This window comes from Natrinema marinum (genome assembly GCF_024296685.1).
Classification (GTDB): domain Archaea; phylum Halobacteriota; class Halobacteria; order Halobacteriales; family Natrialbaceae; genus Natrinema; species Natrinema marinum.
This window is the reverse complement of the sequence record NZ_CP100763.1, coordinates 728312-742904: the sequence shown is the minus strand read 5'-3', so window position 1 is coordinate 742904 and position 14593 is coordinate 728312. Positions and strand designations below refer to the sequence as shown.

At 66.9% G+C, this 14593-nt stretch carries 14 protein-coding genes; 4 read left to right on the top strand and 10 right to left on the bottom strand.

Features of this window, described 5'->3' with window-relative positions; translation table 11 throughout:
- The first annotated feature begins 53 nt into the window (after positions 1 to 53).
- Positions 54 to 335, top strand: coding sequence for a DdfA family disk-determining factor (ddfA, locus tag NKH51_RS03725; RefSeq protein WP_254763910.1), 282 nt, complete (start codon positions 54 to 56; stop codon positions 333 to 335).
- Positions 336 to 361: 26 nt separating this feature from the next.
- Here the strand turns inward: ddfA and NKH51_RS03720 are convergent, their stop codons facing one another.
- The 5 genes from NKH51_RS03720 to NKH51_RS03700 all read right to left on the bottom strand — a co-directional run bounded on the left by NKH51_RS03720 (position 362) and on the right by NKH51_RS03700 (position 4588).
- Positions 362 to 754: an acyl-CoA thioesterase gene (locus NKH51_RS03720; RefSeq protein ID WP_254763909.1), complete on the bottom strand. Its 393-nt coding sequence runs from the start codon at positions 752 to 754 to the stop codon at positions 362 to 364.
- Positions 755 to 847: 93 nt separating this feature from the next.
- The gene (locus NKH51_RS03715; protein WP_254763908.1) at positions 848 to 1600 is read right to left on the bottom strand and encodes a ribonuclease H-like domain-containing protein; all 753 of its coding nucleotides are present in this window, start codon (positions 1598 to 1600) and stop codon (positions 848 to 850) included.
- Between the two features lie 111 nt (positions 1601 to 1711).
- Positions 1712 to 2371 carry a hypothetical protein gene (locus NKH51_RS03710; protein WP_254763907.1) on the bottom strand — a complete coding sequence of 220 codons (660 nt, stop codon included), beginning with the start codon at positions 2369 to 2371 and terminating at the stop codon, positions 1712 to 1714.
- Between the two features lie 42 nt (positions 2372 to 2413).
- Complete coding sequence (locus NKH51_RS03705; RefSeq protein ID WP_254763906.1) at positions 2414 to 4351, bottom strand: heavy metal translocating P-type ATPase; 1938 nt, start codon at positions 4349 to 4351, stop codon at positions 2414 to 2416.
- Positions 4352 to 4372: 21 nt separating this feature from the next.
- Positions 4373 to 4588 carry a heavy-metal-associated domain-containing protein gene (locus NKH51_RS03700; protein WP_254763905.1) on the bottom strand — a complete coding sequence of 72 codons (216 nt, stop codon included), beginning with the start codon at positions 4586 to 4588 and terminating at the stop codon, positions 4373 to 4375.
- Positions 4589 to 4760: 172 nt separating this feature from the next.
- Between NKH51_RS03700 and NKH51_RS03695 the strand changes: the two genes are divergently transcribed.
- Entirely contained in the window at positions 4761 to 5276 is a 516-nt protein-coding gene (locus NKH51_RS03695) for an ArsR/SmtB family transcription factor (protein WP_254763904.1), read from the top strand.
- 45 nt (positions 5277 to 5321) lie between these two features.
- Here the strand turns inward: NKH51_RS03695 and NKH51_RS03690 are convergent, their stop codons facing one another.
- Complete coding sequence (locus NKH51_RS03690; RefSeq protein ID WP_254763903.1) at positions 5322 to 7160, bottom strand: AAA family ATPase; 1839 nt, start codon at positions 7158 to 7160, stop codon at positions 5322 to 5324.
- A 184-nt stretch (positions 7161 to 7344) separates the two neighbouring features.
- Positions 7345 to 8007, bottom strand: coding sequence for a DUF7504 family protein (locus tag NKH51_RS03685; protein WP_254763902.1), 663 nt, complete (start codon positions 8005 to 8007; stop codon positions 7345 to 7347).
- A gap of 130 nt (positions 8008 to 8137) precedes the next feature.
- Between NKH51_RS03685 and NKH51_RS03680 the strand changes: the two genes are divergently transcribed.
- Entirely contained in the window at positions 8138 to 8923 is a 786-nt protein-coding gene (locus NKH51_RS03680; protein ID WP_254763901.1) for a DUF7547 family protein, read from the top strand.
- Here the strand turns inward: NKH51_RS03680 and NKH51_RS03675 are convergent.
- On the bottom strand, positions 8920 to 9279 hold the full coding sequence (locus NKH51_RS03675; protein ID WP_254763900.1) for an OB-fold domain-containing protein: 360 nt from the start codon (positions 9277 to 9279) through the stop codon (positions 8920 to 8922). The genes NKH51_RS03680 and NKH51_RS03675 overlap by 4 nt on opposite strands.
- Positions 9276 to 10436, bottom strand: coding sequence for a thiolase family protein (locus tag NKH51_RS03670; protein WP_254763899.1), 1161 nt, complete (start codon positions 10434 to 10436; stop codon positions 9276 to 9278). Before NKH51_RS03670 ends, NKH51_RS03675 begins: the two co-directional genes overlap by 4 nt.
- A 172-nt stretch (positions 10437 to 10608) precedes the next feature.
- Between NKH51_RS03670 and NKH51_RS03665 the strand changes: the two genes are divergently transcribed.
- The gene (locus NKH51_RS03665) at positions 10609 to 12996 is read left to right on the top strand and encodes an amino acid permease (protein WP_254763898.1); all 2388 of its coding nucleotides are present in this window, start codon (positions 10609 to 10611) and stop codon (positions 12994 to 12996) included.
- Positions 12997 to 13012: 16 nt separating this feature from the next.
- Here the strand turns inward: NKH51_RS03665 and hflX are convergent, their stop codons facing one another.
- On the bottom strand, positions 13013 to 14314 hold the full coding sequence (hflX, locus tag NKH51_RS03660; protein WP_254763897.1) for a GTPase HflX: 1302 nt from the start codon (positions 14312 to 14314) through the stop codon (positions 13013 to 13015).
- Positions 14315 to 14593: the final 279 nt, after the last annotated feature.

Sequence of the window (14593 nt, the reverse complement as noted above, 5' to 3'; positions counted from 1 at the left end):
AGAGCTGGTTGAGGCCAGAGGATTTATACCGGATCGAAGAAAGAGTCCGGCCAATGCTACTCTCAACCGATCGGTCGGATGCGACAATCAGCCAGTCTGTGAGTTTCGAAGTCATCGCTGCTGTCGCCGAACGAGAAGGTATCGATCCGATGGAACTCGAACCACCGGAGTATCAGGCCCTCTACGAGGTTATCAATCCCGAAGCCCTCGATTCGCTCTTTGCAGCCCGCGAAAACGGTCGGAAGCGACCGACGGGTCGCGTCGAATTCCCTTTCTGTGGCTATCACGTCGCGATTACGAGCGACGGTGAGATAACCGTCTCCGATCTCGAGTGAGCCCGCAGCCGAGAGCGACCACGACGCTACGCACCCCGCTGCTCGATCTGCGTCCGCCACTCCGACGGTAGCGGCCGCGACTCGCCCGTTTCAGGATCGACGAGCACCTGAACGGTGTGTGCCGTCGCCGAACGTTCGCCGTTGGCCCGGAGCTCGTAGCTCATGGGGATGCTCGAGCTCCCAAGTTCGTCGACGCTGATCGCGACGGTCACGTCGTCGCCGGCCTCGATGGGCATTGCGTATTCGAGTTCGAGGCTCACGAGGACGGTATCGGTCTCGACCAGAGAAACGCCGAGCACGTCGCGGAAGTAGTCCTCGCGGGCCTGCTCGAGGTAGGTCGCGTAGGTCGCGTTGTTGACGTGACCCATGAAGTCGATGTCGCGGAGTCGAACGTCGACGGCCGTCTCGTAATCGGTCATGGAGACGAGTACGAAGCGGCCAGCGTAAATACCTGCTCGTCGGCACCGGCATCGTCGATCGATCGCGCTCCGCTCAGCCGACCCGAAACAGGATTACTCGCCGGCAGTCACGGACGCGAAGACATCTTCGTGGAGCCGATCCGTGACGATCTCCATCAGCGGTTCCATGTTGCGAGTGTCGGCGCGGTTGTACTCGACGAGCGTCTCGAGGGCCGCGTCGTCGCCGGCCTCGTACTCGTGCCAGAGGCGGACCGCGTCGCGGCCGCTGATGTCGGGCATGTCGCGATCGATACCCAGATCGCGTTCGATCGCCTTCAGGCCGCCGTCGAGGCCGATCTTCTTGCAGGGGTACATGAGGTCGACGTGTGGCAGGTCCACCTCGAGGTCGAAGCACGTCTCGAGGAAGGGCACGTCGAAGCGCTGCCCGTTGAACGTGACCAGCAGGGCCGACTCCTCGAGTTCGCGCGCGAGCCGATCGCCCGTCAGATCGCGGTCTTTCACGAACGTCTTGGTCTCGCCGCCGCGGTGGAGGGAAACGGTCGTCACGTCGTTTCTATCGGCGCTCAGGCCGGTCGTCTCGATGTCCAGAAAGCAGGCCTCGTCGCTCACGTTCTCGTAGCACCGCCAGCGGCTCGCGGCCGGCAGCGCCTCCGCGAAGACGGAGACGTCACCCCGCTCCAAGTGGGTCCAACCCTCGTCGATGAAGGTCTCGATCCGGTCGGCCAGCGTCGAGCCGACGACACTGCCGTCGAACTCCTCCCAGTGGGTAACGCCGTTCTCCCAGAGGCGTCGTTCGGTGGCTTCCCCGACCCCGCGGACGGGAATGAAGCTGTTCTCGATTCGCATTACCGATGAAGGGGCACGGGGTGAGTAAAAACGTGTGGGTCGGGATGCGTCCGCGGCCGGTCCGCGAACGGCGCGGTCGCGAGACGCGGCTCGTATACAGGGTAGTCGCGATTAATCCTCGAGCGACGCGACCGAGAAGAGGCTATCGTCCTCGAGAACGGCCCGGACGCGGCCGTGCCACGCTTCGGCGAACGCCGCTCGCTGGTCGTCGCTCGCGGTCCCCTGGACGAGGTCGCCGAGATGCCCGACCGCGGGCCCGCCGTCGGGCACGTCGGCGACGCGGTAGGTCACCTCGACCGTCTCGTTCGTATCCGTGCGGCGCAGGCGGAACGTCGGGCCGACGGCGTCGGTCTGAAAGGCGTCGAACGAGAGCAGACCCTGCCGACCGCCGAAACCACCGGCCAGCCCGCCGAAGCCGTCGACGCCCGCCGCGCCGGTGACGACCGAGACGAGTCGGCCGGTGATGCCGTAGCCGGGGTCGTCCCGCGGACCGGCTGCCAGTACCTCGATCTCGCTGCGAACGGGGAGCGAGTCGGGATACAGCGCCTCGAGCCCCAGCTGGGCAATGCGGTACGCGCCCGCCGCGGTCGGACACGAGTGGCCCGCGACCGTGACCACGTCCTCGTAGCCGACGACGAAGGGGTCGCCCGGCTCGAGGACGGCCAGCGCCTCGGCGACCGGATCGCGAATTCGGATCGGATCGATATCGTAGGAGAGGGCCCAGTTCGTTTCGATTTGCTGTGCGTCGGTCGGAGTGGATTCTGTTGACATAGGTTCGTAGCTCGAGTGGGTAATAGTTCGTCGTGAGACGAGTCAGTACCGCAGCAGGCGCATTCCGTTGACGATGACGAGGAGCACGCTGCCCTCGTGGACGAGCATCCCGCCGGCGAGGTGAACGACGCTGCCGAGAACGGCCGCGAGTAGGAGGCCAACGGTCAGCACGGCGATGGCGACGTTCTCGTACACGTTCCATCGGGTCGCCTTGCTCAGGGCGATCGCGTCGGGGATCCGCGTCAGTTCGTCGGCCATCAGCGCCATGTCGGCGGTCTCGATCGCCGTGTCGGTTCCCGCGGCACCCATCGCGATGCCAACGTCGGCGGTCGCCAGCGACGGCGCGTCGTTGATGCCGTCGCCGACCATCGCCACGACGTGGCCCGCCTCGCGGAACGCCTCGATCGCCGCCTGCTTGTCCTCCGGGAGCAATGCGGCCCGATACTCGTCGATACCGATCTCTTCGGCGACGGTGCGGGCGGTCCGCTTGTTGTCGCCGGTGAGCATCACCGTCCGGACGCCGGCGTCCTGCAGCGACCGGACGACTTCGGGCGCGGCTTCGCGGAGTTCGTCGCGGAGCGCGACCGCGCCGACGACCGTTCCGTCACGGACGACGTGGACGGCCGTCTCGCCGCCCGCTTCGCGCTCGCGGACGTAGTCGGCGACCTCGTCGGGAACGGCGATCCCCTCGTCAGCGAGGAGCGCGCGGTTGCCGACGACGATCTCGCGGCCGTCGTGGCTGGCGACGACGCCTTTTCCGGGGACGACATCGAACGCGTCGGGGTCCGTGATCGCCGTCTCCCCGCCGGGACGCGTCGCTTCGACGGCCGCGCCGCCGTCGGTCTCGACGCGACCGCCTGCGACGTCGCGCTCGGCGGCCGCCTCGAGGACGGCGCTCGCGAGGTGGTGTTCGCTCTTCTTCTCGGCGACCGCCGCCAGCCGGAGGACCTCGTCGGCCTCGACCCCGAAACCCGCCACGTCGGCGACGGTCGTCTCGCCTCTCGTCAGCGTCCCGGTCTTGTCGAAGGCGACGAGATCGATCTTCCCCGCTGTCTCGAGGTGTTCGCCGCCTTTCAGCAGGATGCCGTTGCGCGCGGCGTTGCCAATCGCCGAGACGATGCTGACGGGCGGCCCGATGACCAGTGCGCCGGGACAGCCGATCACCAGCAGCGTCAGCGCCAGCATGGCGTCGCGCGTGACCGCGAACGCCCCGATCGACAGCGCGAGGATCGCGGGCGTGTAGTACGTCGCGAACCGGTCGATGAGGCTCTCGGTCGGCGACTGGGCCTCCTGGGCCTCCTCGACCCGCCGAATGATCCGCTGGAGGGTCGTGTCCGATCCCGCGCCGGTCGTCCGGACCTCGAGCGCGCCGTCCTGGTTGATGGTCCCGGCGTAGACCTCGTCACCGTCGGCCTTGTGGACCGGCGCGCTCTCGCCGGTGACTGGAGCCTGATCCACGGCGCTTTCGCCGTCGACGACCTCGCCGTCGACGGGGATCTTCCCGCCCGGCTTGACGAGGACGATCTCGCCGACCTCGACCTCGCGGGCGGGAACGTCGACCAGTTCGCCGTCGCGGCGAACGATCGCTGTATCCGGCGTCAGCTCGAGCAACTCCTGAAGCGCCGAGCGCGTCTTGCGCATCGTCCGCCCCTCGAGATAGCTCCCGAGGCTGAAGAGGAAGACCACGGCCGCGGCCTCCCAGTACGCGCCGATGCCGATCGCGCCGACGGCGGCCAGCGTCACGAGCGTCTTGATGCCGAGGGTTCGACTCCGCAGTTCGTAGTAGCCGCGCTTGGCGATGTCGTAGCCGCCGACGATCGTCGCGAGGACGAGGACGGCGGCGCTCGCGAGGGCGGCGTCGGCGAGGAAGCCGAGGCTCCAGCCGACGACGTAGAGCAGCCCCGTGACCGCCGTGACGACGGCCTTGCGGTGTTTCGCGTAGTAGCGACGCCAGTCGGGCGGCAGCCGGTCGAGTGTCATGGTGATCCTCTTGGCCTCGGTTCAGGCGGGCTGGGGGGTGTAGCCCTGGTTCTCGATCGTCCGCTCGAGCGTCGCCGGCTCGGCTGCGTTCTCGTCGTAGGTGATCTCGACGCGACCGGTCGTGTAGTGGACCGCGGCCGACTCGACGCCCTCGGTCGACTCGAGCGCCCGTTCGACGACGCTCGCACACGTCGGGCAGTCGAAGTCCAGCACGCGGAACTGAGTGGTCTGGCTCATGGGACAGTTCATCGTTGGCACCCTGTTCCCAAAAGCATTTTTCAGATGATATGTTTGAGTGGTGAGAGCGATCGTCTGACCGGTGAGACGAGTCGTCTAGGGCTTCGACCGCGCAGCCCCGGCGAACGGGAACGGGACAACAGCTTTCGGGCCTCGAGCGCCGAATGAGCGTATGCACGAGTCGCACCCGGAGATCCAGCTACAGGACATCGCGATTCAGGACGCCGACGTCTCGAGCGCGGTCGACGAGCCGGTGCGGGCGATGATCCTCGACATGCTCGCCGACGAACCGATGACCGCCGGCGACGTGGACGCCGAACTCACGAGCCGCGGCTTCGACCGGACGGAGAACACGATCCGACACCACATCAACACGCTCCGGGACGCGGGACTCGTCGACGTGGTCCGCTACGAGGAGGGGCGGGGCGGGACCACGAAGTACTACGGCGCGACGACGATGCTCCTCTCGTATACGCTCCCCGAGAGCGGCGACGACGACCTCGAGGAACTCGTCGAAGCAGCTACCCCCAAAGTCGAGGCGCTCCTCGAGACGCTGACCGACGAGCACGGCGACGCGATCGACGCGCTCGTCGCCGAGATGGAACCTTGCGCGCACTGTCGCACGCAGAAATACGAGACGTACGTGCTGTTGACCGTGCTGCGGCGCGCGTTCGCTCGAGCGCGGTAAAACGTGCGATAGAGAGGCAGCGGTAGCGCGAGCGCGGCGCGTCGGTCAGCTACTGTTGTCCGAGAGGTACAGCGTCCGGTCGATGATGCTGACCGCCGCTTCGCCCCACTGCTGGACCGCCGTCCCGTCCGAGTCGAAGATCTCGATCACGATCCGATCTCGGCCGATGGTCACGTCCCCGGCCGGCGTCGACTCCCGGTCGGCGAAGCTCTGCATCTGGTACTGGAGGAGCCGCTTCGTCGAGCCGGTGATGTCGACCGTCTCGGTGTCGAACTCGAACGTCAGGGTCGCGCCGCCGTCGTCGGTCTCCGTCGCCGTCACGTCGAACCGGTGGCTCGAGAGTTCCGGGGCCGGCGCGTCCTCGTTCATGGTGTCGACGGCCTCCTCGACGGTCACGTCCTCCTCGGGGTCGAACGCCTCGGCCTCGTCGAACGCGAACTCTGAGAGGGGGTCCGCTGGCGGGGCGTCGTCGGCGTCCGGGGGGACGTCGTCGGTCACGTCCGCCTCGACGACATCGGTCTCAGTCGAGGCGAACGGCCCGTCGGTCGGCTCCGGTTCGGTCGGTTCGTCGACGAGGTCGGGAACGTCGGATCGGCCCGCGCCGCTCGCCGTAGTGGACTCGGCGTCGTCGGCCGGTTCGTCTGCCGTCCCGCTGGCCGAGTCGTCGGCGTCGTCGCCCCCGTCGTCCGAATCCGTAGCGTCGTCCTCCTCGAACGACAGCACGTCGATCTCGTCGGCCGATGTCGGGATCTCGTCGCCGTCGTCGATCTCGAGGGTGTCGTCGCCGGGTTCGTCACTGTCGTCTTCGCTCCCGCCCTCTGCGCCATCGTCGATGTCGGACGCCGTGTCCGCATCGTCGCTGCGTTCCACATCCGCATCGTCGGCCCTCTCCGCGTCCGCACTGTCGACGGTCGCCGCCGTCGATTCGTCACTCGAGTCCGCATCGTCCGCCGCATCTGATTCGTCGCTCGGATCGGCCGACCGCGAGGACTCGGCGTCGGTGTCGGCAGCCGTGTCGGACGGGTCGCTCTCTGTCGTGTCGGCCGCGTCGTCCACTCCCGCCGCATCGTCCGGAACCGTCTCGCTCGAGCCGACCGGTCCCGCCGCGATAACCTCGGACTCGTCGACTTCGTCGTCATCCCCGGCGGGGAGTTCGCCGGCGATGACCGGCCGCGCCGCGTCGATGGCCGCCCGGTCCAGCGGGGTGGCGTACCAGGCCGTTCGATCGGGTGACGTGATAAATCGGCCGCGGCTGGCTTCGGCCCGCGGATGAGGCGGTTCGTCTTCGCCCTCGTCCTCGGCGGCGGGCGTCGCATCGTCCGCCCGATCGCTCGAGCTCTCAGGGTCGTCTTCGGCGGCGGTATCGGCCGCCGATTGCGGAGCTTCGTCGTCCGCTTTGGCAGCTGCGTCGTCCGGCTCCGCCGACTGGTCGGGCTCGCGGCCGTCGGTCGTGTCGCCCTCGTCTCGCTCTCGTCGAGCGGCTCGGGGCCCCTGCTCGTGGTGTTGGGACTGGGGCTGGTGTTGGGGACCGACGCCGCCGGCGGCCGTGGCCCCTCCCGCTGTGGCCTGCTGCGTGGCCCCGCCCTGTCCGTGACCGGGCTGTTGGGGCTGCTGGGGCTGGTTCGCACCCGGACCGGAACTGATCGTTCCGCCACCGTTCAGATGGAGCTGCGTTCCACCGCCGCCGGCGTTGGACATGCCGTCCAGACTGTGGGCGATGTCCGTCAGGTCGTCGTCGATGTTGTCCTCGAGTTTGTCGATCTTGTCGCCGACGCTACGCAGGGCGAGGGCAACGTCCCAGAGGACCACGACGCCGAAGAAGAGGAGTGCGAGGAAAACGGTAACAGCGGCTCCGCCGAGAAGCTCAGTGGTGGCTTCGACCATGTATGCGACTCTGTAAACCGATAGTTCGTTCGATATATAGACCTTGTGCCGTAACACCGATATCACTGGAGGCACATCGACAGCAGACGGACTAACGCTGCGGTCTATCGGGCTCGTTCACCTCGGAACTAGAATCACGGCCGACGATATATTCCGTTTCTTATACCTGGCGCGGCGGTGTTGCTCACAGCTCGAGCCAGTCGGATTCGGTGTCCGCTTCGCGGAGGTACCACTGCTGTTCGGCGGTCCCGTTACGCGACCGAACCGTGACGACCGCATCGAACATCGGCTCGAGAAGGCTGACCGCCTCGTGGTCCGGCTCGAGTGGGACGTGGTAGTGACCCATACCGCGGGCCTTGCCGACGCGCGCCGTCGCTATGTGCAGCAAGCGAAACACGGTCTCGGCGTCGTAGTCCTCGAGAAGCGGGACCAGCGAGTCGACGCAGACGCGAAGCTCCGACGGTTCGAATCCGCCGGCGGTCTCGGCGAACTGGTCGATCGTTTCGACGATCCTGATTCCGAGCGCTGCGGGCGACGGCTGGCTGCCAGCGGCTGCCAGATTCTCGGCCGGCTCCGTCTCGGTAGCCGAGTACTCGATGGTGCGAACCCGTTCGGACGCGGCGTCCCCGGTCGCGCTGCACGCCGCCCGGTCGTCCGAATCCGTCACGAACAGTCGATACCGGGAGTGTCGTTCCGTCGAACCTAGCATCTGCTGGCAGGCGGTTTCGTGGACGTCCGTCGGCACCGAGCCGACGAGCAAAATGTTACTGCCGTCGCGCTTGAGCGTCCCGAGCGTTCGTGCGAACACCGCACCATCTGGCACGAGGCTCTCACGCTCGTCATCCATTCCGTTTACCTGAACTCGCGGTGCTACAATAAAAATTGTGGCTTGCGACCCTCTGGAATAGAACTCGAGGCTCGAGCGACGCGACTGACACGATCGGCCGGCTTTTCATCCCGGCGGCCGTAGCTCGCGTATGGCCGACCACGACGACGAACTCGCCGACGCCGTTCGCGAACTCACGCGAACGATCGACGACCTGCGAGCGGAACTCGCGGAGTCGCGCCCGCGCCGCCGGCCGCCGCTCCGACCGCCAACGCCGCGGGAGGTGCTTCGGTTCACCGACGAAGTCGCGCTTCCGGCGACGCTGGCCGTCCTCGAGGCCAGCGTCCGCGCGCTCGAGGCGTTCCAGCAAAGCCTCCGAGTCGTCCGCGGCGGACGAGAGGCCAGAGACCGCACGACGGCGGCCGCCGAAGCGACGAGCGAGCGGGCGAGCGAGCTTCGGCGAACGACGCTCTCGCAGCTCGACAGCGTACTGGCGGAGCTCCAGCGGGCCACCTCGGAAGGCGGCCTCCCCGCCGACGAGCAGGCGCGTGACTTACTCGAGGACGCCCGCAGGCTCCGGGACGACGTGGATCGCCGGCTTCGGGACGCCGCCGACCGGGAGACCGAGACGGCGGACACGGACCGAACGGGGTCCGAGGGGGGCGTCACGATCGACATCGACGACGGACCGCTGGGCGATGTCGAGCACAGCGGGGACGCAGAGCGTGAGGCGGAAGACGACGGTCGCGACTCGGCCGTCGACGTCGACGCCGAACTCGAGACGCTGCGGGATCGCTACGGGGCCGACGAGGGCGAGGGAGACGGCTCGAGCGCGAGCGGTGACACGGCCGCCGACGATACGAACGCGGACGATAGCGATGGTGGTACCGCCGCTGACGGGTCCGAAAACGGCGGTGAGGAAGACGAAGGCTCCTAAACCGGTTCGAACCGGTAGCCGTCCCACTCCTGGCTCTCGGGTTCGCGAATGCCGGCACCGGGTTCGCGGAGTTCCTCGACGTGGACGGGTTCGACCTCGTCGCCGGTTTCGACGTCGTCGGTCGTCACTTGTCCGATCGCGCGAACCGACTCGCCATCTACGTCGAACTCGACGATCGCGAGCGTGTTGGGTTCGCGGACGCCGGGCGGCGTCGCGGTGCTGGTCGTCCAGGTGACGACCTCGGCGGTGTACTCACTGAGATCGATCGTCTCGACCGGCTCCGCGCCGTTGGGGCCGCGCGGGTGACCGGGGTAACTGATCGAACCGTCCTCGTATCGCGTCGCGTCCATGCTCATTGTGCAGCCTCCATGATGGTGGTGATCACGCAGTTGCCGAAGCCGCCGACGTTACAGCACAGCCCCGTCTCGGCGTCGACCTGTCGCGGGCCGGCCTCGCCGACGAGCTGTTCGTAGATCTCGACGCCCTGTGCGACGCCGCTCGCGCCGAGGGGATGCCCTTTCGATTTAAGCCCGCCCGACGTGTTGATCGGCAGGTCGCCGGTGTCGCGCTCGGTGTATCCCTCCTCGACGAGCTTCCAGGCCTCGCCCTGCTCGGCGAAGCCCAGCCCCTCCATCTGCAGGAACTCGAGGATAGTGAACATGTCGTGGAGTTCGGCCACGTCGATGTCCTCGGGACCCAAGCCGCTCATCTCGTAAGCGCCCTTCCCGCTCTCGACGACGCCGCCCATGACGGTCGGATCCTCGCGCTCGTGGACGACGTGGGTGTCTGTCGCGCCGTCGATCCCCGAGATGACGACGTACTCGTCTGTGTACTCTGCGGCGACGGACTCGGGGCAGAGCATGAGCGCCGCGGAGCCGTCCGTGATCGGACAGAAGTCGTACAGCCGCAGCGGATCGGCGACGATCGGCGACTCCAGCGCCGTTTCCATGTCGATCTCCTTCCGGAACTGCGCGTTCGGATTGTCGACGCCGTTCTTGTGGTTCTTGACCGCGACCTTCGCTAAGCTCTCGCGGGGCGCGTCGAATCGCTCCAGATAGTGGCGGGCGGTGAGTCCGGCGAACGAGGGCAGCGTGACGCCGGTCTTGTACTCGACGGGGTGGGCCAGCGACGCGATGACGTCGGTAGCCTCGCCGGTCGTCTTGTGGGTCATCTTCTCGCCGCCGACGAGCAGCGTCATGTCGCTCGCTCCGCTCGCGACCGACTGCCAGGCGGCGAAGATGCCCGCACCGCCGCTGGAACTCGTCTGGTCGATGCGTTGGGTATAGGCGGGCATCGCGTTCAGGTCGTGTGCCAACGCGTTGGGCACGCCGGTCTGTCCTTCGAACTCGCCGCTGGCCATATTCGAGACGTACAGGTGCTCGACGGTCTCGGCATCGACACCCGCGTCCTCGAGACACTCGATTCCGGCCTCAGCGAGGAGATCCATCACCCACTCTCCCTCGCGTTGCCCGAACTGGGTCATCGAGGCGCCGATGATTGCAACACGTTCCATATCCTACCGGACTCGAGACTCCCGTTTATAACATGGGGTTGGGAGAAGGAACCGACGCGGCCGGTCTCGGCTCCGCTGGATGGCCAGTCGACGTCCGGCACGGTCACGGGATACCCATTCGGGTTGCGTCTTCGATATTAACGTTTACCCGACTGCTCCTCGAACGGTGCCTATGGTTGAGCACACCCGTACGCTGGGTTTTTGGGTGGCATTCGCGCTGGGGCTGGGGACGATGATCGCAGCCGGGATTTTTTCGTTGTCCGGGACCGCGGTTGCGGCCATCGGGAGCAGCGCGGTGCTCGCGTTCGTCATCGCGGCGCTCATCGCAGGGATCACGGCGGCATCCTACTCCGAATTCGCCTCTATCTACTCCGAGAACGGTGGCGGCTATCTATTCAGTTCGCGGACTTTCGATCGCGACCTCCTCGAGTACGCCGTCGGTGCGTCGCTCTTTCTGGGTTACACCGGGACGACCGCGTTCTACCTCGCGACGATGGACGAGTGGTTCCTCGAGTTCGTGATTCCCCACGGGTGGCCGGTTCCACACGGCTCGGTCGGCGTGCTGGCGGCTCTGCTGTTGGGAGCGCTCAACGCACAAGGGACCGAAGAGAGCGGGACATTTCAGGTCGTCGTCAGCGGCGCGAAAGTCGCCGTCCTCATCGCGTTCATCGGCGGGGCCTTTGCCTACAAAGCACCGGCGGCGACGATCGGCACGTTCACGGCCGAAATCTCGACCGACATCGGCGGCATAATCTCCATCGCCGCGCTCGCGTTCATCACGTTCTTCGGCTTCTCCGCGATCGCGGCCAGCGCCGGCGAGATCATCGAACCGCGGAAGACGGTTCCCCGCGCCATTGCCGCGAGTATCATCACCGTCACGATCCTCTACGCGTTCGTCATCATCGCGATGGTCAACGCGCCGATCCCGGCCGAGGTCATCGCGGAGGAAGGCGAGACCGCGATGGGCAGCGTCGCGAACGCCTTCCTGGGCAGCATCGGGATGGCGCTGATCGTCGCGGGGGCGATCTTCAGCATGATCAGCGCGTCGAACGCGAGCGTCCTCGCGGCCAGCAGCATCGGCTCGCTGATGGGGCGACAGGGCCAAGCACCGCGGCGGTTCTCCCGCATCCATCCCTCCTTCGGCACGCCCTTCTGGAGCGTCATGGCCGTCACCGGAACCATCGTCGCTCTCATCGTCGCCTTCATCATGCTCTTTCCCGCCGAGGGTGGGATCGCCGGCATCGGACTGGGGCTCGAGGCTCTGACCGGCTTCGCGACGTTCAACCTGCTCGCGCCGCTGTCGGTGGTCAACGTCGCGCTCATCGTCTCGAGGCGGCGCTTCCCCGACATGGATCGCCCGCTCAAAATCCCGCTGGTGCCCTTGTTGCCACTCATCGGAATCGCGGCGAATCTGGGGCTCATCACGAGCCTGCCGCTCATCGGGGTTATAGTCGGGACGCTCCTGATCACTGCACTGATCGGCGCGTATCTGGTCTGGGGCGGCGCACCGGAGACCGAAGAGTTGTTCGAACGGATCGTCTCGCCGTACTCACCGGACGAAATGGCGGCACAATCGGCCGCCAGCGGGGGCGGATCAGCTGCCGACGCCCAGCCGATCGAAGCCGCGAGCGAAGCGGCGGCGACGGTCGAGACGGACCGCTTCCGTATTCTCGTCCCCGTCTACCGGCCGGATCGCTCCCCCACGCACGTCCGGTTGGCCGCGACGATCGGAAACCTGTACGCGGACGACCCGATCGTGCAGGTCGTCACCGTCACGCAGATCCCCGATCAGACGCCGAGCGAGATGGTCGTCGACACCGCCGAAGATCGTGCCGCCCGAATCGGCGACGAACTCGCCGCCGCCGACCTCGAGATCGATTACACCGTCGAGGGACACATCTCGCGCGACGTCGGATTCAGCATCGTCCAAACGGCCAGAGAGGATCGGGTCGATCTGATCCTGATGGGCTACCCTGAAGAGAGCCCCGAGATCACCCAGCGCGTCGAGTTCGACGCGCCGTGTGACGTGCTGTTTTCGAAGGGATTCGTGGGACGGAAGACCGGGGTCCCCACCACGGTCAACGTCGGCGCCGGCGGCGGTCCCCATCACGCGGCGCTGTTGCCGTTCATCAACGAACTGGCGGCCGGCGGCTCGTCGATCCACGTCATCAATGTCAGACCCACCGGGAGCGGGACCGCCGAAGACCCCGGCGAGACGCTGAAGGCCCTCCCGGCGGCGGGATCGGTGGAAGTCCACAACGTCACCGCGGATTCGGTCGCCGAGGGGCTCGTGACGACCGCCGCCGAGAACGGAGGCATCCTCGTCATGGGCGCGTCGCGAACGCGGCGGCTCCGCCAGTGGATCCTCGGCAGCACGCCGGATCGCGTCATCGATCTCGCGGAGGACGCCGACGTTCCCGTGATCGTCTACGCCAGCGAAACGGGCGTCAGGGACCTGGCAGAGGATCTGATCTTCCCACTCTATCGGTACTTCGAGAAGCTTCGGACGCCCGATCAGCAGGCCGTGGATCGCGGCCAGTCCGGCGACGTAGAAGGGTAAGCCGCGCGGACGGCGACTACGCGGACTCCGCCGCGGTCGTGCGCAGATCGCTCGCGCGCGAGCGGGCCTGCGAGACCACCGCGGGCCGGGCCTCGAAAGAGACGACGACGTCCTCGTCGCTGTAGTCGACGTTCTCGACGTGTGCGTTATCGTGGAGCCACGAGACGACGCTCATCGTGTCGTCGGTCATCGGAAGCATCAGCCGTTCGCGCTCCCAATCGGGGAGCTCCCGATCGATACGCTCGAGGAGTCCGCCCACGTTGAATCCCTCCTTCGCGCTGACGGTGACCGGGTTCGGCGCGAGCGAGGAGAGGGCCTCGCGCTTCTCGGCGAGCTCCGCGTCGTCGACCTTGTCGATCTTGTTCAGGACGGTCACGATCGGGGCCTCGTTGCGCTCGTAGAGGGTGTCGTGGCAGGTCACGAGCTTCTCGTGGATCTCGTCGACGGGTTCGCTGATGTCGACGACGAGCAAGACGAGGTCGGCCCGATAGACGGAGTCGAGCGTCGACTTGAACGACTCGACCAGCCAGTGAGGCAGGTCGCTGATGAACCCGACAGTGTCGGTCACCAGCACGTCCCGCGGCTCGAGGTCGGCGCGTCGGGTCGTCGTCCCCAGCGTCGTGAACAGCTTATCCTGGGACTCGGCCGTCGCGTCCAGATCGGGGTGGAGGTCCTCGTTCTCGTCGACCTCGAGGTCGGCGGCCAGCCGGCGCAGCAGGGTCGATTTCCCCGCGTTGGTGTAGCCCGCGAGCGCGACCAGATCGAAGCCCGAATCGCGACGGCGTTCTCGGCGGTGCTGCTCGGTCTGCTCGATCCGCTCGAGTTCGTCTTTGATCCGGCTGATCTGGTCTTTGATGTCCCGCTCGCGGCTCTCGTCGTACTCGCCCAGCCCCATGAAGCCGGGGTGTTCCTCGCGCTTTGCGAGGCTCGTCTTCGCCTCGGCGCGCGGAAGTTCGTACCGGAGTTCGGCAAGTTCGACCTGCAGCTGTGCCTTGCGGGTCTGGGCGCGCTGGCCGAAGATCTCGAGAATCAGCGTGAATCGGTCGATGACCTCGACGCCCTCGGGCAGGAGTTGGCCGAGGTTGTACGTCTGATACGGGCCCAGTCGGTTGTCGAAGATGACGGTCGTGGCGTCGGTCTCCGCCACGAGCGCGGCCAGTTCCTCGGCTTTCCCCTCGCCGATCTGGAGGGCCGGATCGGCCCGTCTGGACTGCGTGACCTCGCCGACGACGGTGTATCCCGCCGCGCGGGCCAGATCGCGAACCTCGCTCGTGTCTGCCGTCCCCGAATCGACGCGTTTGGCGATGATCGTGTTCATGCAGGTGGCTGTGTGTCTCCCGGGCGTGGTCGGTCGCGCACCTCGGAGTGCCGCGGCTCGTCGGTCCCGCGACCGGCCGCGCGCCCGAACCGGTCGCGACGGTGTAGACGCCGCCGCGCGAACCCGGACACGCTAACGATGCCGGTCGGACACCTCCGTTGAACGCCCGTGACTCATAGTCGCCCGTACGCGGCCGACCGTCTTCAATCCCGTGCCCGACGCCCTCGTTCGGTTCCCACGCGGGCGGTCCGCGCCGTCGAACGGTCGACTCACCCGCTC

Coding starts and splice junctions, on each gene's coding strand:
- ddfA (WP_254763910.1), top strand. CDS start 54: ATGCTACTCTCAACCGATCGGTCGGATGCGACAATCAGCCAGTCTGTG.
- NKH51_RS03720 (WP_254763909.1), bottom strand. CDS start 754: ATGACCGATTACGAGACGGCCGTCGACGTTCGACTCCGCGACATCGAC.
- NKH51_RS03715 (WP_254763908.1), bottom strand. CDS start 1,600: ATGCGAATCGAGAACAGCTTCATTCCCGTCCGCGGGGTCGGGGAAGCC.
- NKH51_RS03710 (WP_254763907.1), bottom strand. CDS start 2,371: ATGTCAACAGAATCCACTCCGACCGACGCACAGCAAATCGAAACGAAC.
- NKH51_RS03705 (WP_254763906.1), bottom strand. CDS start 4,351: ATGACACTCGACCGGCTGCCGCCCGACTGGCGTCGCTACTACGCGAAA.
- NKH51_RS03700 (WP_254763905.1), bottom strand. CDS start 4,588: ATGAGCCAGACCACTCAGTTCCGCGTGCTGGACTTCGACTGCCCGACG.
- NKH51_RS03695 (WP_254763904.1), top strand. CDS start 4,761: ATGCACGAGTCGCACCCGGAGATCCAGCTACAGGACATCGCGATTCAG.
- NKH51_RS03690 (WP_254763903.1), bottom strand. CDS start 7,160: ATGGTCGAAGCCACCACTGAGCTTCTCGGCGGAGCCGCTGTTACCGTT.
- NKH51_RS03685 (WP_254763902.1), bottom strand. CDS start 8,007: ATGGATGACGAGCGTGAGAGCCTCGTGCCAGATGGTGCGGTGTTCGCA.
- NKH51_RS03680 (WP_254763901.1), top strand. CDS start 8,138: ATGGCCGACCACGACGACGAACTCGCCGACGCCGTTCGCGAACTCACG.
- NKH51_RS03675 (WP_254763900.1), bottom strand. CDS start 9,279: ATGAGCATGGACGCGACGCGATACGAGGACGGTTCGATCAGTTACCCC.
- NKH51_RS03670 (WP_254763899.1), bottom strand. CDS start 10,436: ATGGAACGTGTTGCAATCATCGGCGCCTCGATGACCCAGTTCGGGCAA.
- NKH51_RS03665 (WP_254763898.1), top strand. CDS start 10,609: ATGGTTGAGCACACCCGTACGCTGGGTTTTTGGGTGGCATTCGCGCTG.
- hflX (WP_254763897.1), bottom strand. CDS start 14,314: ATGAACACGATCATCGCCAAACGCGTCGATTCGGGGACGGCAGACACG.